Raw genomic sequence first — 19971 nt, forward strand, 5'->3', positions numbered from 1 at the left:
TGGGACGCGAGCAAGGTCAACGTCAACGGCGGCGCCATCGCCCTCGGCCACCCGATCGGCGCCTCGGGCTGCCGGGTGCTGGTAACCCTGCTGCACGAGATGCTCAAGCGCGATGCCAAAAAAGGCCTCGCTACCTTGTGCATCGGCGGCGGCCAGGGCGTGGCGCTGGCCATCGAACGCTAACCCGGCCGCTCCTACAGGGAAGGCCGAAGCTGGTAGACTGCCCCGCCCAATCACTCGCAAGGCGCCCGCATGTCTTCCTTGAATCAGGCGCTGCGCGCCGCCCTCGATCATCGCCAGGACCTGCTCGTCGAGCTGCATCAGCAAGGCACCGACTGCTATCGGCTGTTCCATGGCAGCCAGGAAGGCGCCGGGGGCCTGACCATCGACCGTTACGGCCCACAGCTGCTGGTGCAAAGTTTTCACCAGACGCTGGAACGCGATGCCTTGCTGCAATTGCATGAGACTGTCCAGGAGCAGCTGGGCCTGGAAACCCTGCTGGTCTATAACGATCGCTCCCGGGGCAACTCACGCATCGACCGCGAAGATCCGGTTTACCGCGCCGAAGAAGAGGCACTGAAAGACCTGGTCGGCCACGAATGGGGCTTGAACTACCGGGTACGCGGCCGCCATGCCGGCCAGGACCCGCTGCTGTTTCTCGACCTGCGTAACGCCCGTGGCTGGGTCAAGGCCCACAGCGCCGGCAAAAGCGTGCTGAACCTGTTCGCCTATACCTGCGGCGTCGGCCTGAGTGCCGCGGCAGGTGGCGCCCGCGAGGTGTGCAACCTGGACTTCGCCGAGGGCAACCTGGCCGTCGGCCGCGAGAACGGCCAGCTCAATCCGCAATTGCCGGCCATGCAATTCGTGCAATCGGATTACTTCCCGGCGATCCGGCAACTGGCCGGCCTGCCCATCACCCAGCGTCGTGGGCAAAAGCTGCCCAGCTACCCACGCCTGGAACAACGCCAGTACGACCTGGTGCTGCTCGACCCTCCGGCCTGGGCCAAGAGCGCATTCGGCACGGTCGACCTGCTGCGCGACTATCAGAGCCTGCTCAAGCCGGCCCTGCTGGCTACCGCCGACAATGGCGTGCTGATCTGCTGCAACAACCTGGCGAAAGTCTCGATGGACGACTGGCGCGAACAGGTGCTGCGCTGTGCCGAAAAAGCCGGGCGCCCGGTACGCGAATCGCAGGTGCTGACACCCGGTCGCGACTTCCCGTCCATGGACCAGCAACCGCCGCTCAAGACCCTGATCCTGCAGCTCTGATCCCCCGGCAGGAATCTGAACAATCCTGTTTGCGACAGGATTGGGATTGTTTCGGAACCGGAAACGCGTGCCATACTCCAACGCACTCCCGATATCAGATAGATGAAGCCTCGCATGCCCAAAGGATTGATCCGCGCTATCGGCGCCTTGTTGACCGCTCTCGCCCTGTACAGCCTGTTGGGCTTTCTGATTTTGCCGGGCATCGCCTTGCGGGTGGCCAATCAACAGTTGGCCAACTACGCGACGGTACCGGCGAAGATCCAGCGCATCGAACTCAACCCGTTCAGCCTCGAACTGACGCTCTGGGGCCTGAACATCGGTGAGCCGGGCAAGGAGCAGGTGGCCTTCGAGCGTCTCTACGCCAACCTGCAACTGGACAGCCTCTGGACCCGCGCGCTGCACCTGGCCGACGTCGAGCTGGACAAACCCAAGAGCGAGATCCTGTTCGCCAAGGACGGCAAGCTCAACCTGCTGGGCCTGTTCAACCTGCCCGCCAGCGAACCCACTCCGGACGACCCCGAGGCCAAGCCGTTCCCCCTGCGTATCGAGCGCATCAAACTGGCGGGCGGTTATGTGCACTTCCAGGACACGCGACCCAGCGAGCCCATCGACTTCCTCTACGACAAACTTGATCTCGAACTGAAGAATCTCAGTACCCTGCCCGACGACAGTGCCGACATGACCCTGGTCGCCGTTGGCCCCGCGGGCGGCCAGATCGATTGGAGCGGCAATTTCAGCCTGACCCCGATCGCCTCCGAAGGCACCCTGAAAGTCACCGACGGCCAGATGAAAGCCTGGTGGCCCTATGTCCGCGATGCCTTGCCGCTGGTCCTCGAAGACGGCGTGCTGAACCTCAACACCCGCTACAAGCTGAACCTGGCCAAGGAAACCGAACTGCTGCTCAGCGATGCCTCGGTAAGCGTCGCCCCTTTCGCCATCAAGGCCCCTGATGGTCGGCCACTGGCCCGCCTGGAGCGCCTGGACGTCAGTGAAACCACGGTCGACCTGGCCAAGCAGCAAGTGGTGGTCGGCAAGATCCGCAGCCAGAAACTGGAAACCTGGGCCGCCCTGGAGGCCGATGGTCAACTGGACTGGCAGAAACTGTTCGCCAGCCAGCCGGCCAAACCGGCCGCCAAGCCCGCTCCGGCCACCGCCGATACGCAGCCGGCGACCCCGGCGCCAAGCAAACCCTGGCAGGTGCTGCTCAAGGACGTGCAACTGCGCAATTACCAGGTGCACCTGGCGGACCGCCAGGCCAAGCCGGCGGTGGCGCTGGAGGTCGGGCCACTGAACCTCGATGTGCAGAACTTCGACAGCCTCAACCAGTCGCCTTTCAACCTCAAGCTCGACACCGGGGTGGGCAAGCAGGGCAAGATCCTCGCCAGCGGCGTGGTCAACCTGCAACCGGTCACCGCCAAGCTGGCGGTGCAAACCAAGGACATCGACCTGCGGGTCGCCCAGTCCTACATCAGCCCGTTCATTCGCCTGGAGTTGCGCAGCGGCATGCTCGGCAGCGACCTGGCGGTGGACCTGAAAAACATCGACCCCCTGACATTCAGCGTGACCGGCCGCGCCCAGGTCGACCAGTTGCATACCCTGGACACTCTGAAAACCCGTGACTTCGTGAAATGGCAGCAACTGGTGCTCGAAGGCCTGAACTATCAGCACGGCGACAGCCTGACGATCAACAAGGTCAACCTGTTGCAGCCCTATGCGCGCTTCATGATCAACGATGACCGCACCACCAACATCGATGACCTGCTGATCCCGCAACCGGCCGACAGCGCGCCGAAGAGTGCCGCCAAGCCGGCCGCCAAGGAAAAACCCCTGGGCATCCATATCGGCCAGATCGCTATCAACGACGGTTCGGCCAACTTCGCCGACTTCAGCCTGACCCCCAACTTCGCCACAGCCGTCCAGCAACTCAACGGCCAGATCGGTACCATCGACAGCCGCCAGGCAAAACCGGCCAGCGTCGATATCAAGGGCAAGGTCGATCGTTATGCGCCGGTCACCATCAAGGGCAGCGTGAACCCCTTCGATCCAATGGCCGCGCTGGACATCGCCACCAGTTTCAAACGCGTCGAACTGACCACCCTGACCCCCTACTCCGGCAAGTTCGCCGGCTACCGTATCCGCAAGGGCCGGCTCAACCTCGACCTGCACTACGTCATCACCAACGGCCAGCTCAAGGCCGAAAACAAAGTGGTGGTCGAACAACTGGAGCTGGGGGAAAAAGTCGACAGCCCGGATGCCGTGAGCCTGCCACTGAAACTGGCGGTCGCCTTGCTCAAGGATGTCGACGGCAAGATCTCCATCGAACTGCCGGTGACCGGCGACCTCAACAACCCGCAATTCAGCGTCATGCCGATTGTCTGGCAGACCCTGCGCAACCTGATCGTCAAGGCCGCCGCAGCCCCGTTCAAGCTGATCGGCGGACTGGTCGCTGGCGGCGGTTCGGAAGACCTGGGCAGTGTCTCCTTCGCCCCCGGCTCCAGTGACCTGAACCCAGAATCGGAAGCGGCGCTGGTCAAGCTGTCCAACGCGCTCAAGGAGCGTCCGGCCCTGCGCCTGGAGATCGAAGGTACCGCGGCGCAGAGCAGCGATGGCCCGCTGATCGCCGAGCAACGCCTGGAGCGGGAATACCAGTACAACTACTACAAGATGCTCCAGCGGCGCGGCGACAAGGTACCGGCCCAGGCATCCTTGCTGAAGGTGCCGGAAGGCGAGAAAGGTCCTCTGCTGGAAGGCATCTATCGCACCCGCCTCAAGACCCAGCCACCAGCCGAATGGAAGGATCTGGGCAAGGAAGAGCGCACCGCGAAAATGCGTGAAGGCGTGATCCAGTTCTGGAGCGGCAGCGATGTGCTGTTACGCCAGCTGGGCCAGGAACGGGCCAGCAGCATCAAGGACTTCCTGGTGGACAAAGGCCAACTGACGGACGACCGGGTGTACTTCATCGACGCCAATCTCGGCCAGGCCGAAAGCGACGGCCGGGTCATTACCCCCATGCACCTGGACGCCGAATAACCGCCCTCCCCGCCGCCCCGGAAACGGGTCGGCCTTGCGGTTTTCCCCGCCATGAACAGAACAGGCCCCGACACACTGTGCCGGGGCCTGTTCTGTTTACAAAAGGAGCCACCTCCCTGTGGCCATTCGCATGAACCTTCAAGGAAGCGGTAGATGAACCCTCTACCGCCTCTTCTCCCTGTCCAGGAAAGACGCTTGCGGCTTACTCGGTTTTCAGACCGTCAGCCGATACTGCCTTCACGCCTTTGATGTTCTTGGCGATGTTGACTGCGGTTTCTTTCTGCGCCGCGGTCAGAGCAGCGGTGGAGGACAGGGAAACCACACCCTTGTTGGTTTCGACCTTGATGTCGGTACCTGGAATGCCTTTTTCAGTTACGAGATCCGCTTTGACTTTGGTGGTGATCCAGGTGTCGGAAGTGGCTTCCTTGGCCTTGGTCACTTCACCCGCCGCGAGCACCATTGGCGCCTGAGTAGCTTGAGTGGTCTGGGCAAATGCGACGTTAGCCATGGTCAGGGTCAGAGCGGTAGCAGTTGCAGCAGCGATAGCGAACTTCTTCATACGAGTAACTCCTGTTCTTCTGGAAAACCTGCTCCAGGTCCTGGCAGCAGGGTTACTTAAGTAGATTGCAGGCGTTATGCCAAGTTCATAAAAACAGTAATCACTTAAATATCAATAACTTACAGATCAACCAAAGTATCCGCGATCATGCAAAATGCATGACCGGCGAATAATCTGCATGCAAGTTGCATTTCTCAGTGGCCGAGCTAACTTCCTGAATTTTCGATACTTTCCACAAAGACGCGGTGGCGCGTGACGTTTCACGCGCCGAGCACGCGAGAACCGGACTCAGCTGCCGCTGGCGGCGCAGCCTTTGGGGGAGTAATCCGCGGGAACAGTGGTGGTGCAGACCCAGCCATCGGCTGTGCTGCGGGTCAGGGTGAGGGTCTTGTTCAGCACCGGCGCCGGTGCATTGAGGATGGTGCAGCCAATGGTTCCCGCTCCGGTCGAGGCGGAACCCGCGGCGGTCATGGTGCAGTTCGACGTCGCCGCCTTGCCCCCCACCAGCTCCAGGGTCGGGTCGCTACCCTGGTTCAGCACGTCCTCGAAGTTGACCTTCAGTGCCGAGGCTTCGGCCAACGCCGCGGTGACCTTGGCCCGCGCCTGGTATTTGGAATACAGCGGCATGGCAAAGGTGGCCAGGATGCCGATGATCGCCACAACGACCAGCAGCTCGATCAAGGTAAAACCTTTCTGATACTTCATCTATCTGCTCCAAGCAGGGGATATCCAAGGGTCTGGGCACTCGCCACACAGCCATAGCACAGCCTGTGCCAGCGCCTGCGCCCCCGGGCGAACGGGGCTTTAGCGGCGCGGACCGGCGGCAGTGAGCGCCAGAAGTCGCACTATCTGACACTTTTTGTCAGCCAAGTGCCCTGGGCCGGTCGCCTTGGCGAGCTACGCTGTCACTCGACCATCGATTGCATTCACTGTCCGCCCCGTCCAAGGAACGTATCGGGCCATTCAAACTCTATGAGCCGGACGCCGCGCCGCGCGCAGCGCTCCACTCGCTAACGCACAGGGCATTGCCGGCCCTGAGGACATCCATCACTACCGGGACTCGACACCATGGCGGTCAAAGCAGCAAAAGTCAGTGTTTACCTGTGGGAAGGCACCGACAGGCAAGGCAGCAAACTGCGCGGCGAATTGAGCGGCCATAACCCCTCGCTGATCAGGGCCCAGTTGCGCAAGCAAGGCATCAGCCCGGCCAGGGTCAGGAAGAAATCCAGCTCGCTGTTCCAGCGCACGCCCCCGATCAGGGCCCGCGACATCAGCCTGTTCACCCGGCAGCTGGCGACCCTGATCAAGGCCGGTGTGCCGCTGCTGCAATCGTTCGACATCATTGCCGAGGGCTTCGACAACCCGAACATGCGCAAACTGATGGCCGAGCTGAAGCAGGACATCGCCGCCGGCAGCAGCTTCACCACAGCATTGCGCAAGAGGCCGCGGTACTTCGACGAGCTGTACTGCAGCCTGGTGGATGCCGGCGAACAGGCCGGGGCCCTGGAAACCCTGCTGGAGCGGGTGGCGACCTACAAGGAAAAAAGCGAAAACCTCAAGACGCGCATCCGCAAGGCCATGACCTATCCCCTGGCGGTGATCTACGTGGCGCTGGTGGTCACGGGCATTCTGCTGGTCAAGGTGGTGCCGCAATTCCAGTCGATGTTCCAAGGCTTCGGCGCGCAACTGCCGGTGTTCACCCAACTGGTCATCGCCCTCTCGGAGTTCGTACAGCACTGGTGGTGGCTGTTGGCGGGCGGTCTGTTGCTCAGCGTGTTCGGCCTGCGCCATGCCCACCGGCACTCGCCGCGCTTTCGCCAGTGGCTGGACGTGGGCCTGCTGAAACTGCCGTTGGTAGCGCCGCTGATGTACAAGTCCGCGGTGGCCCGCTACGCCCGCACCTTGTCCACCACCTTCGCCGCCGGGGTACCACTGGTGGAGGCCCTGGGCTCGGTGGCCGGGGCCACCGGCAATCAGGTGTTCAAGCATGCGGTGAACCGCATCAGGCAGGACGTGGCGACTGGCATGCAGTTGCATTTTTCCATGCGCGCGTCCGGCATCTTTCCCGGCATGGCCATCCAGATGACTGCCATCGGCGAAGAGTCCGGGGCCCTGGACGGCATGCTGGAAAAAGTGGCGATCCACTATGAGGAAGAGGTCGATACCCTGGTCGACACCCTGAGCAGTCTCATGGAACCCGTGATCATGGTAGTTTTGGGCACCCTCGTCGGCGGCCTGGTGGTCGCCATGTACTTACCCATCTTCCAACTCGGTACAGCGATCTGAACATGTCATTGACTGAGGTCCTGGCCAGCTACCCGCTGGTCTTCGTAGCATCGGTGCTGGTCCTGGGCCTGATTGTCGGCAGCTTCCTCAACGTGCTGATCTGGCGGCTGCCAAAGATGCTCGAGCGCGACTGGCATGCCCAGGCCCGTGACATCCTGGGGCTGCCCGTCGAACCTGCCGGGCCGACCTACAACCTGTTGCTCCCGCACTCCCAGTGCCCTCACTGCGCGCACCCGATCCGCCCCTGGGAAAACATCCCAGTGTTCAGCTACCTGCTGCTGCGCGGACGCTGCTCCGCGTGCAAGGCACCGATCGGCCGGCGCTATCCGCTGGTGGAGCTGACCTGCGGCCTGGCCTCGGCGTTCGTGGCCTGGCATTTCGGCTTTGGCTGGCAGGCCGGCTTGATGCTGCTCCTGAGTTGGGGCCTGTTGGCGATGAGCCTGATCGATGCCGACCATCAACTGTTGCCCGACGTGCTGGTACTGCCCCTGTTGTGGCTGGGGCTGATCGTCAATGGCTTCGACCTGTTCGTCAGCCTCCACGATGCGCTGTGGGGCGCCGTGGCCGGCTACCTGTGCCTGTGGTCGGTGTACTGGCTGTTCAAGCTGCTGACCGGCAAGGAAGGCATGGGGCACGGCGATTTCAAGCTGTTGGCCATGTTCGGCGCCTGGGGCGGCTGGCAGATTCTGCCGATGACCCTGCTGCTGGCCTCACTGACGGGGGCCCTGGCCGGGGTCGCCATGCTGCGCCGCAACCGCGCGCAAATGTCCACGCCTATCCCTTTCGGTCCCTTTCTGGCCATTGCCGGCTGGATTGCCTTGCTCTGGGGTGGTCAAATAACCGGCTCCTATTTGCAGTTTGTCGGTTTCAGATGACCAAGCCTGTTTTCAAACCCTGGATCCTCGGCCTTACCGGCGGTATCGGCAGTGGCAAAAGTGCCGCGGCCCAGCACTTCATCGACCTGGGCATCCACGTGGTGGATGCCGATCACGCTGCCCGCTGGGTGGTGGAACCCGGCCGTCCGGCCCTGGCCCGCATCGCCGAGCATTTCGGCGACAGCGTGCTGCAGGCCGATGGCCAGTTGGACCGCGCCGCGCTGCGCAAGCTGATCTTCGAGGTGCCGCAACAACGCCTCTGGCTGGAAGCCTTGCTGCATCCCTTGATTGCCGATGAGATCGCCGCGCACCTGGCCCGCGCCGAGTCGCCCTACGCGATTCTGGTGTCACCGCTGTTGATCGAATCCGGGCAATACGCGATGACCCAGCGGATCCTGGTGATCGATGTGCCGCAGCAACTGCAGATCGAGCGGACCCTGCAACGCGACGGGATCAGCGAACAGCAGATCCAGGCGATTCTCAAGGCCCAGGCAACCCGCGAAGACCGCCTGAGCCATGCCGACGATGTGCTGGTCAACGACCGCGACCTCGCCTGGCTGCACAGCGAGGTCGAACGCCTGCATCACTTTTACCTTACCTTGCGTGGAGGCCAGTCATGAGCCAACCCCTGACCGTGGAATGTCCAACCTGCGGTGCGCCCGTGGAATGGACCGCGAGCAACGTCAACCGTCCGTTCTGCTCGGACCGCTGCAAACTGATCGACCTCGGCGCCTGGGCTGCCGAAGAACACAAGATTCCGGTCAGCCCGGATGCCGAGGACGATCTGTTTTCCGACGACCTGCCGCCTCGCGCCCACTAAAGCCTCAAGGCCGCATGAAACCGTAATCCTGCGTATCGTCGAGGTTCTCCGCGAGAAACTGCAACTCGTCGGCCAGATCCTCGGCGCTGCGCACCCGCCGACTCTCCTGCACCACCGCGCTGAGCAGGGCGCGCAGGCTCAAGCCCGGTTCGAAACCCTCTTCCTGCGCAGTATCCAGACTCTTGCGTACTTCCTGCCGTGCCCATTCATACACACTCATGACCCTGCTCCCGAACGGTTTTCGCCGAGCATGGGACCGCGCCCGCCGAACGTGTTTGATATGGATCAAGAACGCGGATCGTCGTCCTTCCACGGCGCCGACAGGTAACGGGTGCGGTTGAAGGTTTCCAGCCATTCGGGGCAGAACACCACCAGGGCGCTGACCACCATGCCGTTGATGAAGGCCTCGGGAAAGATGATCAGCCACAGGTAGCCGACGAAGTCCTCCAGCCATTCCGGCATGGCAAAACGCCCGTCGAACCACAGCAGCCCCAGGCCCACCAGCAGGCACAACAAGGCCGACAGCGCGGCGGCAAAAAAACCGGAACAGAAGATATACACAAAGGGATTACGCGGCTGCGCGCGCTCCACCAGGATCGCGCAGCATTCGGTGACCAGCACCGGCAGCAGGATCAGCAAGGCGCCGTTGATGCCGACCGCCGCCAGATCCTGGCGACCCAGCGCGACCAGCCCCACCTGGGCAATCAGCCCGCCGACGATCGCCAGCGGCCAGTCCAGCAACAGGGTCACCGCCGTCATGCCGATGAAGTGGTAGGACACCCCGGTATCGAAATCCCGGCGCACCAGCCACAACATGAACAACGCGAACACCGTACCGAACAGCAGATGCTGGCGCCGGCTATCGCTGAACAGCTCGACCCAAGGCGCGCGCCAGGCGGCCCAGAGCAGCACCGGCACATAGATCAACCAGCCCACGCCGAGGGTCAGCGGCGACAGCAGCGCCGCACTGATCATGGCTGCGCCTGCTCCAGCGCTGCGCGCAGTTCGGCGGCCGTACCGTACTCCCGTTGAGCGACCAGCCGGCCATCGTCGAGCTGCAGCCAAAGGACTTTATCCACAGCCCCGGCGTAACGCGGCGCCACCCGCCCGTCACGGTCGAGCATGATCCGGTAGCCATAATCACGCATCGCCGGAACCGCGAACATCTTGGCGATCACCGCCGGCATGCGCTGGATGTCCGCGACGAATACCGTGTGCCGGGCTTCCAGATAACCCGCAGGCCGATCCTGCAACGCGGCGTTGACCAGCTTGGCGCCATCCATGCTGCGCGCCACCAGCAGGGTCCGGGTCTGCCCGTCGAGGCTGTAGGCCCGGTCGAATTGATCGAGCAAAGTCCAGGGCGCCAGACGCTCACCGACTTCCACCGCGTGCGCCAGCAATGGCACGCAACCCAGCAACAGCAATGACCAATACCTCACAGTTTCTTCCCCTTCCTTTGGTTAGTTCGGCAGCGCCCAGTCTACACCGCCAGAGCACCCCGCCGGAGGGCTGCGCCAACCATCAAGAACCCCGCAATCACGAGCGAAAGGGAATAAATAGCCACCGGTTGGACAAGAGCCCCCCCCTGAACAACACTCCACTTATCCGTCACGCCCTCGCTCACGAATGAGCCAACTTCGTGACACATGCCCAGGCTTCCATTCGTCCTGGATGCGCCAAACCGTCAAAAAACCGATGCATAATGCAAAAAAAAGATTAATCTGCCAGAATTAGTCAATTAGTTGACCATCAAAGCGGAAAAATAGTATTGTTTGGCCATCATAGGCCGCCAAAAAACAGACTTTTTTGCAGTAAGCCTTAGTTTTTTCAGCCTGCCTCTGTAGTGGCTTTACCCTTATCAGAGCTGGGTTTTACCTGGCAGCGACGGGATTCGATGCTTACAAAATCGATTGATAGCAGGTTTCTGACCCGAACCGGATTCATGGAACTCTTCATTTCGGGGGTGAAACTGACGCATGCCCTGTCTGCTGCCCTGCCTGGCATCCTGCTGCTCCTGAGTCTTGAATCCGCCAGCGCGGATATCTGGCCAACCGTACTTGGCCTGCTGCTGTTCTTTGCCGTGATCACCGTCATCCTGTTCCAGGCCCAGGGGGTCTACTCCGAAGAGTTCTTCAGCAATCGCCTGCGTCTGCGCACGATGCTGGTGGCCTGGACCTCCGCCTTCTGCATCCTGCTGGTCATGTACCAGGGGCTGCACCTGCTGCCGGTCTTCAGCCTGCAGGACTTGGCTGTCTGGTTCATCGCCAGCCTCGTGCTGTTTGGCATCGAGCGCCTGTTTCTGCTGCGCCTGTTCCATTCGTGGATGGCCAGGGGCAAATACCTGCAACGCACGGTGATCCTCGGCTTCAGCGAGAGCGCGCTGTTCCTTGCCGAACACATGCAGCGCCACGGCGATATCCGCTCCGGCCTGATCGGTTTCATCGACGATCGCAGCGACCGCGTGCCCAAGGCCTTCTGCGACCTGCCCTTCCTGGGCAACACCCAGAACCTGGAAGAGCTGATCCGTTCCGAGCAGGTCAACCAGGTACTGATCGCCCTGCCCTGGGCCGCGCACGCGCGCATCGGCGGGCTGGTGTACCGGCTGCGGCAGTTGTCGGTGAATGTCGCCCTGGTGCCCGACATCACCACCCTGCGCTTCGGCCACAACCGCATGACCGATGTCGGCGGCATCCTGATGTTCAACACCTCGGAGCTGCCATTGCGCGGCTGGGCGCCGCTGATCAAGCGCTGCGAAGACATCCTGCTCGCCCTGCTGGGCCTGGTCCTGTTGTCCCCCGTGCTGCTGGCCACCGCCGTGGCGGTGAAGCTCGATTCCAAGGGCCCCGTGCTGTTCCGGCAAAAGCGCTATGGCTACAACGACCGGTTGATCCGCGTGTTCAAGTTCCGCTCTATGTATGTCGAGCAGGCGGACCTCAATGCCGAGCGGCAGACCACTCGGGAAGACCCGCGGATCACCCGGGTTGGGCGCTTCATTCGCAAAACCAGCATCGATGAACTGCCCCAGCTGTTCAATGTGCTGATGGGCAACATGTCGATTGTCGGGCCTCGCCCACATGCCACCGCCACCAAGGCGGCGGGAGTGCCGTTCGAACAGGCGGTGCGCGAATACAGCTCGCGCCATCGGGTCAAGCCCGGCATCACCGGCTGGGCGCAGATCAATGGCTACCGGGGAGAAACCGACACACTGCAGAAAATCCAGAAACGAGTGGAGTACGACCTCGATTACATCTCCAAGTGGTCGGTCTGGCTGGATCTGTACATCGTTTTCATGACGGTTCCGGCCGTCCTCTCGACGAAGGAAGTCTACTGATGAGCGCATTCACTGGATTGATCCCTTGCATTATTTCCGGCGGCTCCGGCTCGCGCCTGTGGCCCGTCTCTCGGCAGAACATGCCCAAGCCATTCATACGCATGCGCGATGGGCAGAGCCTGCTGCAAAAGACCTTCGTCCGCGCCAGCAGCCTGCCGGACGTCAGCTGCGTGGTCACGGTGACCAACCGCGACCTGCTGTTCCGCTCGCTGGACGAGTACCGCAGCGTCAATCGGGGCAAGCTGGACCTCGACCTGCTGCTCGAGCCCTTCGGGCGCAATACCGCGGTGGCCATCGCCGTGGCGGCCCTGCATGTGCGCGAGCACTGGGGCGACGAGGCGCAGTTGCTGATCCTTCCGGCCGACCACCTGATCCTCGACCAGAACGCCTTCGCCACCGCCGTGGGCAAGGCGCGCAGCCTCGCCGAAGCAGGTTATCTGACGACCTTCGGCATTCAGCCCGACAAACCCGAGACCGGTTTTGGCTACATCGAACAGGGCCCGGCGCTGAAGGAGGGTTTCGAGGTCGCGCGCTTCGTCGAAAAACCCAACCTGGTCACCGCCCAGGCCTACGTCGACAGCGGCGACTACCTGTGGAACGCCGGGATGTTCTGCTTCCGCGCCGATACCCTGCTGCAAGAGCTGACCCTGCACGCTCCCGAGGTGCTGAGCGCCGCCCAGGCCTGCCTGGAACAAGGCATGACCCTGGACAACAAACACTGCCGCCAGCGTGAACTCGACGCCGACAGCCTGGCCCGCGCCCCGGACGTTTCGATCGACGTGGCCCTGATGGAGCGCTCCGAGCGGGTCGCCGTGGTGCCCTGCGACCTGGGCTGGAGCGACATCGGCTCCTGGGATGCGCTGCGCCAGCTCACCCCGAGCGACGCCGCCGGCAACCAGGTCAACGGCGAAGCCATCCTGCATGACGTGAGCAATTGCTATATCGACTCACCCAAGCGTGTACTGGGCGCCGTTGGCGTCAGCGACCTGATCATCGTCGACACCCCCGACGCGCTGCTGGTGGCCGATGCCTCGCGGACCCAGGACGTGCGCCATATCGTTACCGAACTCAAGCGCCTGGGCCACAGCGCCTACAGCCTGCACCGCACGGTCACACGGCCGTGGGGGACCTACACCGTGCTGGAGGAAAGCAGCCGCTTCAAGATCAAGCGCATCATGGTCAAGCCCAAGGAGTCGCTGTCGCTGCAGATGCACCATCACCGCAGCGAGCACTGGATAGTGGTCAGCGGTGCGGCCCTGATCACCAATGGCGACCAGGAGATCCTGCTCAACAGCAACGAATCCACCTATATCCCCGCCGGCCATAAACACCGCCTGACCAACCCCGGGATCATCGACCTGGTGATGATCGAAGTGCAAAGCGGCGAGTACCTGGGCGAAGACGACATCGTGCGCTTCGAAGACATCTACGGCCGCGCCCCGGTGCAGGTAAAACCATGATGAAGGTGGCGCTGATCATTCCCGCCCGCAATGCCGGAGCGCACCTCGATCGGTTGCTCCCGGCGCTGACCGCCCAGACGCTGCAACCGGACACCGTGCTGGTGGTCGACAGCAGCTCGACGGACGACACCGTCAGCCGCTTCCGGCAGTTCGGTGCCCGGGTGGAGGTCATCGCCGCCCAGCAGTTCAACCATGGCGGCACCCGGCGCTGGGCGAGCGAACAGGTGGATGCCGACGCGCTGATCCTGCTGACCCAGGATGCGATTCCGGCCTCGCCCCAGACCTTCGCCAACCTGATCCAGGAGCTGGAGGAGGATCCGCGGATCGGCCTCGCCTACGGTCGTCAGCTGCCGCACCCCGGGGCCGGGATTCTCGAGGCGCAGTCGCGCCACTTCAACTACAGCCCGCAGAGCCGCAGCAAAAGCCTGGCCGACGCCGGGGAGCTGGGGATCAAGACCTGCTTCAGTTCGGACTCGTTTTCCGTCTATCGGCGCAGCGCCCTGCAAGCGGTGGGCGGCTTTCCCGAGGATGTCATTGGCAGCGAGGACGCCCACGTCGCCGCGCGCATGCTGCTCAACGGTTATCTGGTGCGCTACGCCGCCAGCGCCTGCGTGCAGCATTCCCACAGCTACAGTCTGATGCAGGAGTTCCGCCGCTATTTCGATATCGGCGTGTTTTATGGCCGCGAGCCCTGGATCCGCGAAGCCTTCGGCACCGCGGGCGGCGAAGGCAAACGTTACGTCCAGGCCGAGTTGCGTGCCTTGCGTGACGCCGGCCAGTTGCAACGCGTACCCGAAGTGCTGCTGCGCAGCGCGCTGAAACTGTTGGGCTATCGCCTCGGCCACGCCGAACAGCATCTGCCGACACCGCTCAAGCGCCGCTTGAGCATGTTCTCAAACTACTGGACCTGAGCTGTCAATGATGACTACTAACCGACCTTCCCGGCTTTGTCTGTTGAGCATCCTGACCGCCTCCCTGTGGCTGGGCGGTTGCTCGACTCCCGCCCATGTCGCGCTGCCCGACAGCGACACCCTCAAGGCCCGCCATGAGGCGGCACTGACCCTGGCCGACCTGCCGCCAGCCCAGGTGCTGATCCAGAGCGGCGACACCCTGCGCATCGTGCGCGATGCCCAGGAGCCGGCCAGCTCCGACGACATGACGATGTTCGTGGTGCGACCGGACGGTTTCATCTCGATGCCCAACATCGGCCGGATCAAGGCCGCGCTGCTGACCCCGGAAGACCTGGGCAAGGAAATCACCAAACGCTACACGCGTGTCTACCGCGAGCCCGAAGTGACCGTGAACATCGCCGTTGCCCCGAGCAACCGGGTGTTCATCGGCGGCGCGGTGGCCAACCCGTCGTTCTTCAACCTCGCCGGCACCGTGTCGGTGGAACAGGCCCTGCTCAGTTCCGGTGGCGTCCTGCCCTCGGCCGACAGCTCCAACATCGCCTTGCTCAGGACCGGCCCCGACGGCAAGTACAAGATGTACTTCGTCAACCTCAGCAACATGCTCAGCAACCCCAATCATCCGCTGGTCGCCCTGCAGCGCGGCGACCTGATCTACGTGCCGCAATCGACCATCGGCAGCACGGTGGAAGCGGTGGACATGTACTTCACCAAGCTGTTCCCGATCAACAAGGGGATTGGTGTCGGCTTCAACTATGACCTCAACACCCAGGACGTGAAAAACAGCGGTAACACCATCAACAACTTCACCAGCAGTTCCACCGGTACCGGGACGGGGCAGTAAACAGGATCGATACGTTTGATCGGCCTCCATCAGCCACTGCTACAAGTACTATCAACGGAGTGATCCCGTGATCGAAATACGCTCTCTACGCGACCTGTTGCGCCTGTTCTTCATATTCCGCCGCGAGTTCAAGCTGGCGGTCATCACCACCATCGTGGTCGCGGTGCTGGGCGCCTTCCTGCTGCCGACGCGCTACGAGTCGGACGCGCGCCTGCTGGTCAAGCCCGGGCGCGACAGCACCACGGTGCCGATCGAGGCCGGCAATCGCCAGACGCTGATCTCGCCCAGCACCCAGCACGACCCGATTGTCGATGAGGAGAAGATGCTCACCGGCCGGCCTATCGTGCACATCGTCGCCCAGCGCTACCTGGAACTGAGTGCGGCCGCCGAACCCCAGGGTATCTGGAAGACCCTCAAGTTCTACGCCAAGAAAGCCATGGGCACGGCCATCGATGCGCTGCGCAGCCTGCTGCAACTGGTCGGTCTGTCGGAGCCGCAGAGCCCGCTGGACCGCCTGGCGACCCGCCTGGAAAAGAACTTCCAGGCCAGCCATGAAGCGGGCTCCTCGGTGATCGATATCAGCTTTACCTGGGACGACCCGGAAGTCGCACAGCAAGTGGTGAAGATCTGGGTCGACACCTTCCTTGAGGAACGCGCCCGGGTACTCGGTCGCAAAAGCCTCTATGCCTTCTATGAGGGCGAAGGCAACAAGGTGGCCGCGCAAATCCTCAGCCTCAAGGAACAGTTGCAGGGCCGCCTGAAGCAGATCGATTCGATCAGCGTCGAAGCTCGCCTGGAAAACCTCACCAGCCAGATCGACCGGCTGACCGATGCCCGGGTCAATGCGCAGAACCAGCTGTCCGGGATCGGCAGCTTCCTGATCAACGCCCGCCAGCAGATCCTCGATCAGCCCGGCGAAGTGGTGACCAGTCGCGAGACCAGCCTCAACCCGACCCAGCTCGACCTCAAGCGCCAGCTCAACACCCTGCAGGTGGAACGCGCGCGCTTGCTGCGCACTTATTTGCCCGAGGCGCCGGCGGTCAAGCAGATCGAACAGAACATCCACGACCTGCAAGCCCTCAGCGAACAGGAAGAGACCCGCCTGGAGCGCTCGAAGAACGTCGCGCCCAACAGCCTGGTGACCAACGTCAAGCAGCAGGTCATCGATGCCCAGCTGCAACAACGCCGGCTGACCGGGCAGATCGAGGACTATGACAAGACCCTTGCCGCCCTGCGTACCGAGCGCGACCGGGTACTGACCGACGAGCCTGAACTCAACCGCCTGACCCAGCAGTTGCGCACCGCTGAAAAGAGCTACGCGCTGTACTCGGAAAACCTGGAACAGGCGCGTATCGACCACGAGCTCGACAGCAGCCAGATCAGCAACATCGCGATCATCGAGCACGCCACCTTCAACCCCGCGCGGGTCTTCCCCAAGAGCCTGCTGATCCTGCTGTTCGCCATTCCCGCGGGGATCGCCGTGGGGCTTTTGACCATCTATGTCTGCTACCTGCTGGACCAGCGCATCCACGACGGCTCGCGCCTGCCGGAGCTGTTCCAGGTGCCGCTGTGGGGCAGCGTGCCGGACCTCGAGGACGCCACGCCCGCGGCGATGACCGCGAGCATCTACCGGCTCTACAGCCTGTTGCCCATGGACCGCATCGAGAGCCAGGGCTTGACCCTGGGCCTGACCTCGGCGCGCCATGGCGAAGGCGTGAGTTTCATCCTCGAACGCCTGCGCCGCCTGCTGGAGGAGCGCGGCCAACGCGTGCGGGTCAACGACAGCGCGCCGGCCCAGCCCGGTGAGGTGCTGCTGCTGGATGCCTCGGCCCTGTTGTCGAACCAGGAGGCCTTCCTGATCCTGCGCCGCGCCGACCTGATCGCCCTGGTGATCGAGGCTCGGACCAGCACCGTGCCGATGATCGAAAATGCAATGTCGCTGCTGACCACCGCCTTCGGCAAGGTCGACGGGCTGATCCTCAACCGTCGCCGCTTCGAAGTACCGTCCAGGGTGCTGGAGCGGATCAACAGCTGGCGCGGTGCGGCCTGATGCGTATCGCCTTGCTGGCCCCGCTGCCGCCGGAACAGACCGGTATCGCCGACTACGCCGCGCATTTCAGCAATGCGCTGCGCGGCCTTGGCATCGAAGTGCTGACACCGCTGGCCGGCTGTCACGATCCAGCGGAGCAGCTGACGCGCCTGCGCGCCTTCGACTGGACGGGCGTCGACCTGGTGCACGCCGAACTCGGGGGTGGCCGCTTCGGCGAATTCCAGGCGCTTAACTACCTGAGCACCGAACAACCGCGGATCCCCCGCACGGCTACCGTGCATGACCCGGAACGCCTGATCTGGCGGCGCGCCCGGCTGTTCTGGCCGCTGACCCTGCTCGAACGCTTGCCGCACCCGCTGCCGCAAGCGGCGGCGCTGCTCGCCGACCCGCTGACCCTGCACGAAGAACGGCGCCTGGCCCGCGGCATGCGCCGGCTGATTACCCTGACCCGGCTGGGCGGCGACTGCCTGCGCCAGCGCATGGGCCTGCAACCGCAACAGGTGGCGGTGATCGCCCACGGCAACCTGCCGATCCCTGCGGCCGAGCTGCCGCCGCTGGTGCCGTTGCGCCTGCTGTACTTCGGTTTCATCTACCGCGGCAAGGGCATCGAGGACCTGATCGAAGCCCTGGCCCGCACCCTGGCGGCCAACCCGCAGTGCCGCGGCCAGGTCCGCCTGACCCTGGCCGGCGGCACCGCCCCGGAAATGACCTTCGACCCGGCCGGCAACTACCTCGACGGCCTGCGCCAGCGCATTCGCGAACTGCAGCTGGACGATGTGGTGGACTGGCAACTGGACCTGCCGTCCGCCGAGATCGCCCGCACCATCCAGGCCCACCATGTGATGGTGCTGCCGTACCGGGAGTCGAAAAAACTCGCCTGGCTCGGCCAGATGCGTGGCACCAGCGGCGCCCTGTCCTGGGCCAATGCCTGCGGTCGCGGAGTCGTCACCTCCAATGCCCGGGCCTTTGCCGAGGAGGTTGCCGGCGGCAATGGCGTGACCTATCAGCAAGGCGATGTCGAAGCGCTGAGCCAGCACCTGAGCCGCCTGGTGCTGGAGCCCGAACTGGCCCGCCAGTGGGCCGCGCGGGCCAGCGAGGCCGGGCAACAACGCGAGTGGAGCGCCACCGCGCGGCGCTTCGCCGAACTGTTCAATGAAGTGTGCAAGGAGCGATCGAAATGAAGACCCGACCAGGCCTTGAACGTCGCCCTCTATTGCGCTATCTGCCGCTGGTGGCCGCTCTGGCGGTGGGCGGCGCCCTGCTGCTCAGCGAACAGGTCGATGCCACGCCGATCAACCTGGCTCCCGATCGCACCCTGGTGTGGAAGGACTACCTGGGGGTCAACGCGCACTTCCTGTGGTTCACCCCGCAGCAATACCGCAAGCAGATCGCTGCCTATAAACAGCTCGGCCTGCAATGGGTGCGGGTCGACCTGCACTGGGACCGGCTCGAGCCCACCGAAGAGGGTTACCAGCTCAGCACCCTCGACGAACTGGACCGGACCCTGAGCGATTCGAAACTCAAGTCGCTGTTCTACCTCGTAGGCTCGGCGCCCTTCGTCACCACCGCCCCCAAGGGCGGGCCCTTCCAGGATCAGTACCCGCCGCGCGATCCGAAAGTCTTCGCCACGCGCATGGCGATGCTGGCCCAGCGTTACCCGAACATCGACGCCTGGCAGGCGTGGAATGAACAGAACATACCCAACAACTGGCGGCCAAAACCCGATGCCAAAGGCTACGGCGAGCTGTTGCTGGCGACTCATCAGGCGCTGAACCAGGTGGCGCCGGACAAGATCCAGGTCATGGGCGGCATGGCCTACTACAGCCAGATGCCTACCCAGCGCAACGCGCTGATGTTCGAAAAGCTCGGCGAGCTGGGCGTGCAGAGCCTGGGCATGGTCGCCGCCTATCACCCGTATTCGGAAACCCCGGAAAGCGATGAGCCGGGCAAGAACGAAGTGCTGCTGCGCGGCAAGCAGCTCAACGACATGCTGCACGGCGCCGGCCTGAAGAGAATCTGGGCCACCGAGTGGGGCTGGTCGAGCTACGCCGGGCCCAAGGAGATGCAGCGGCTGATCGGCGTCGACGGCCAGGCCGACTACACCCTGCGCCGCCTGGCATTGATGAGCGACCAGGACTACGAGCGGATCTTCCTCTTCGCCCTTTCCGATCTCGACTCGCGCGCCTCGGCCCGCGACCAGCATTACGGCCTGCTCGACCTCAACGGCGAGCCCAAGCCGGTGTACAAGGCCCTCGCGCGGTTTCTCGAGATCACTGGCGCGCGTCTCAAGCCCGGCAAGACGCCCGTGCTGGAAAACCTGCCCGACACCTTCTACAGCGTGTCCTGGACCCGCGACGACGGTAAGCGCCTGCTGATGTTCTGGAGCGCCAAGGGCGGCACTATCCGCTTGCCCCAGGTGCAGCAGGCCGAGCTCTACGATCCGCTCAGCGGAACCCGGGCCAGCCTCGACGCCCCGGACGGCATCCAGCCGACCGTGAAATCGTCCCTGCAGATTCTCGTGTGGTAATCGATCTCGACC

Annotated in this window: 18 protein-coding genes and 1 pseudogene; 14 read left to right on the forward strand and 5 right to left on the reverse strand. The window is 63.3% G+C overall.

Annotated features, from left to right (window positions below):
• The 3 genes and pseudogenes from J4D52_RS20415 to J4D52_RS20425 form a co-directional block, all read left to right on the forward strand.
• Window positions 1-183, forward strand: a pseudogene (locus tag J4D52_RS20415) (acetyl-CoA C-acetyltransferase); the annotation flags it as partial.
• A gap of 69 nt (window positions 184-252) precedes the next feature.
• Complete coding sequence (locus tag J4D52_RS20420; protein ID WP_102677064.1) at window positions 253-1269, forward strand: class I SAM-dependent rRNA methyltransferase; 1017 nt, start codon at window positions 253-255, stop codon at window positions 1267-1269.
• 114 nt (window positions 1270-1383) lie between these two features.
• The gene (locus tag J4D52_RS20425) at window positions 1384-4299 is read left to right on the forward strand and encodes a DUF748 domain-containing protein (RefSeq protein ID WP_173678550.1); all 2916 of its coding nucleotides are present in this window, start codon (window positions 1384-1386) and stop codon (window positions 4297-4299) included.
• 202 nt (window positions 4300-4501) lie between these two features.
• Here the strand turns inward: J4D52_RS20425 and J4D52_RS20430 are convergent, their stop codons facing one another.
• Together J4D52_RS20430 and J4D52_RS20435 are read right to left on the reverse strand one after the other, a co-directional pair.
• Window positions 4502-4858 (reverse strand): BON domain-containing protein, encoded by a 357-nt coding sequence (locus J4D52_RS20430; RefSeq protein ID WP_025807489.1) that lies wholly within the window; start codon window positions 4856-4858, stop codon window positions 4502-4504.
• Between the two features lie 288 nt (window positions 4859-5146).
• Window positions 5147-5563, reverse strand: a complete 417-nt coding sequence (locus J4D52_RS20435; protein ID WP_025807491.1) for a pilin — start codon at window positions 5561-5563, stop codon at window positions 5147-5149.
• 363 nt (window positions 5564-5926) lie between these two features.
• Between J4D52_RS20435 and J4D52_RS20440 the strand changes: the two genes are divergently transcribed.
• The 4 genes from J4D52_RS20440 to yacG are packed head-to-tail and all read left to right on the forward strand — an operon-like array spanning window position 5927 to window position 8839.
• A complete protein-coding gene (locus J4D52_RS20440) occupies window positions 5927-7144 on the forward strand; it encodes a type II secretion system F family protein (protein ID WP_102677065.1) in 1218 nt (405 codons plus the stop codon).
• 2 nt (window positions 7145-7146) lie between these two features.
• Window positions 7147-8019, forward strand: a complete 873-nt coding sequence (locus tag J4D52_RS20445) for an A24 family peptidase (RefSeq protein ID WP_102677066.1) — start codon at window positions 7147-7149, stop codon at window positions 8017-8019.
• Window positions 8016-8639: a dephospho-CoA kinase gene (gene coaE / locus J4D52_RS20450; RefSeq protein ID WP_102677067.1), complete on the forward strand. Its 624-nt coding sequence runs from the start codon at window positions 8016-8018 to the stop codon at window positions 8637-8639. The genes J4D52_RS20445 and coaE overlap by 4 nt, the downstream gene beginning before the upstream one ends.
• The gene (yacG, locus tag J4D52_RS20455; RefSeq protein ID WP_009045670.1) at window positions 8636-8839 is read left to right on the forward strand and encodes a DNA gyrase inhibitor YacG; all 204 of its coding nucleotides are present in this window, start codon (window positions 8636-8638) and stop codon (window positions 8837-8839) included. Before coaE ends, yacG begins: the two co-directional genes overlap by 4 nt.
• Before the next feature lie 4 nt (window positions 8840-8843).
• On the opposite strand, the gene J4D52_RS20460 is transcribed toward yacG, so the two are convergent.
• The 3 genes from J4D52_RS20460 to J4D52_RS20470 form a co-directional block, all read right to left on the reverse strand.
• Window positions 8844-9059 carry a hypothetical protein gene (locus J4D52_RS20460; RefSeq protein WP_097305131.1) on the reverse strand — a complete coding sequence of 72 codons (216 nt, stop codon included), beginning with the start codon at window positions 9057-9059 and terminating at the stop codon, window positions 8844-8846.
• A 65-nt stretch (window positions 9060-9124) separates the two neighbouring features.
• A complete protein-coding gene (locus J4D52_RS20465; protein ID WP_063433053.1) occupies window positions 9125-9814 on the reverse strand; it encodes an energy-coupling factor ABC transporter permease in 690 nt (229 codons plus the stop codon).
• The gene (locus J4D52_RS20470) at window positions 9811-10278 is read right to left on the reverse strand and encodes an FAD/FMN-containing dehydrogenase (RefSeq protein ID WP_102677068.1); all 468 of its coding nucleotides are present in this window, start codon (window positions 10276-10278) and stop codon (window positions 9811-9813) included. The genes J4D52_RS20465 and J4D52_RS20470 overlap by 4 nt, the downstream gene beginning before the upstream one ends.
• A 455-nt stretch (window positions 10279-10733) precedes the next feature.
• On the opposite strand from J4D52_RS20470, the gene J4D52_RS20475 reads away from it, so the two are divergent.
• The 7 genes from J4D52_RS20475 (at window position 10734) to J4D52_RS20505 (ending at window position 19959) form a co-directional block, all read left to right on the forward strand.
• Window positions 10734-12170, forward strand: a complete 1437-nt coding sequence (locus J4D52_RS20475) for an undecaprenyl-phosphate glucose phosphotransferase (protein WP_102677069.1) — start codon at window positions 10734-10736, stop codon at window positions 12168-12170.
• Window positions 12170-13630, forward strand: a complete 1461-nt coding sequence (locus J4D52_RS20480) for a mannose-1-phosphate guanylyltransferase/mannose-6-phosphate isomerase (protein ID WP_025807502.1) — start codon at window positions 12170-12172, stop codon at window positions 13628-13630. The genes J4D52_RS20475 and J4D52_RS20480 overlap by 1 nt, the downstream gene beginning before the upstream one ends.
• Window positions 13630-14541, forward strand: a complete 912-nt coding sequence (locus tag J4D52_RS20485) for a glycosyltransferase family 2 protein (protein ID WP_025807504.1) — start codon at window positions 13630-13632, stop codon at window positions 14539-14541. The genes J4D52_RS20480 and J4D52_RS20485 overlap by 1 nt, the downstream gene beginning before the upstream one ends.
• Before the next feature lie 7 nt (window positions 14542-14548).
• Window positions 14549-15382 (forward strand): polysaccharide biosynthesis/export family protein, encoded by an 834-nt coding sequence (locus J4D52_RS20490; protein ID WP_102677070.1) that lies wholly within the window; start codon window positions 14549-14551, stop codon window positions 15380-15382.
• Between the two features lie 67 nt (window positions 15383-15449).
• Window positions 15450-17432, forward strand: a complete 1983-nt coding sequence (locus J4D52_RS20495) for a GumC family protein (protein WP_102677071.1) — start codon at window positions 15450-15452, stop codon at window positions 17430-17432.
• On the forward strand, window positions 17432-18613 hold the full coding sequence (locus J4D52_RS20500; protein ID WP_025807507.1) for a glycosyltransferase: 1182 nt from the start codon (window positions 17432-17434) through the stop codon (window positions 18611-18613). The genes J4D52_RS20495 and J4D52_RS20500 overlap by 1 nt, the downstream gene beginning before the upstream one ends.
• Window positions 18610-19959 (forward strand): beta-xylosidase, encoded by a 1350-nt coding sequence (locus J4D52_RS20505; RefSeq protein WP_102677073.1) that lies wholly within the window; start codon window positions 18610-18612, stop codon window positions 19957-19959. Before J4D52_RS20500 ends, J4D52_RS20505 begins: the two co-directional genes overlap by 4 nt.
• The last annotated feature ends 12 nt before the right edge of the window (window positions 19960-19971 follow it).

Source organism: Pseudomonas sp. GW460-12-10-14-TSB1 (assembly GCF_017349775.1).
In the GTDB taxonomy this organism is placed as follows: domain Bacteria; phylum Pseudomonadota; class Gammaproteobacteria; order Pseudomonadales; family Pseudomonadaceae; genus Aquipseudomonas; species Aquipseudomonas piscium.

What these genes read in the sequence shown, in the direction of transcription:
- J4D52_RS20420 (WP_102677064.1), top strand. Translation starts at nt 253, where the DNA reads ATGTCTTCCTTGAATCAGGCGCTGCGCGCCGCCCTCGATCATCGCCAG.
- J4D52_RS20425 (WP_173678550.1), top strand. Translation starts at nt 1,384, where the DNA reads ATGCCCAAAGGATTGATCCGCGCTATCGGCGCCTTGTTGACCGCTCTC.
- J4D52_RS20430 (WP_025807489.1), bottom strand. Translation starts at nt 4,858, where the DNA reads ATGAAGAAGTTCGCTATCGCTGCTGCAACTGCTACCGCTCTGACCCTG.
- J4D52_RS20435 (WP_025807491.1), bottom strand. Translation starts at nt 5,563, where the DNA reads ATGAAGTATCAGAAAGGTTTTACCTTGATCGAGCTGCTGGTCGTTGTG.
- J4D52_RS20440 (WP_102677065.1), top strand. Translation starts at nt 5,927, where the DNA reads ATGGCGGTCAAAGCAGCAAAAGTCAGTGTTTACCTGTGGGAAGGCACC.
- J4D52_RS20445 (WP_102677066.1), top strand. Translation starts at nt 7,147, where the DNA reads ATGTCATTGACTGAGGTCCTGGCCAGCTACCCGCTGGTCTTCGTAGCA.
- coaE (WP_102677067.1), top strand. Translation starts at nt 8,016, where the DNA reads ATGACCAAGCCTGTTTTCAAACCCTGGATCCTCGGCCTTACCGGCGGT.
- yacG (WP_009045670.1), top strand. Translation starts at nt 8,636, where the DNA reads ATGAGCCAACCCCTGACCGTGGAATGTCCAACCTGCGGTGCGCCCGTG.
- J4D52_RS20460 (WP_097305131.1), bottom strand. Translation starts at nt 9,059, where the DNA reads ATGAGTGTGTATGAATGGGCACGGCAGGAAGTACGCAAGAGTCTGGAT.
- J4D52_RS20465 (WP_063433053.1), bottom strand. Translation starts at nt 9,814, where the DNA reads ATGATCAGTGCGGCGCTGCTGTCGCCGCTGACCCTCGGCGTGGGCTGG.
- J4D52_RS20475 (WP_102677069.1), top strand. Translation starts at nt 10,734, where the DNA reads ATGCTTACAAAATCGATTGATAGCAGGTTTCTGACCCGAACCGGATTC.
- J4D52_RS20480 (WP_025807502.1), top strand. Translation starts at nt 12,170, where the DNA reads ATGAGCGCATTCACTGGATTGATCCCTTGCATTATTTCCGGCGGCTCC.
- J4D52_RS20485 (WP_025807504.1), top strand. Translation starts at nt 13,630, where the DNA reads ATGAAGGTGGCGCTGATCATTCCCGCCCGCAATGCCGGAGCGCACCTC.
- J4D52_RS20490 (WP_102677070.1), top strand. Translation starts at nt 14,549, where the DNA reads ATGATGACTACTAACCGACCTTCCCGGCTTTGTCTGTTGAGCATCCTG.
- J4D52_RS20500 (WP_025807507.1), top strand. Translation starts at nt 17,432, where the DNA reads ATGCGTATCGCCTTGCTGGCCCCGCTGCCGCCGGAACAGACCGGTATC.
- J4D52_RS20505 (WP_102677073.1), top strand. Translation starts at nt 18,610, where the DNA reads ATGAAGACCCGACCAGGCCTTGAACGTCGCCCTCTATTGCGCTATCTG.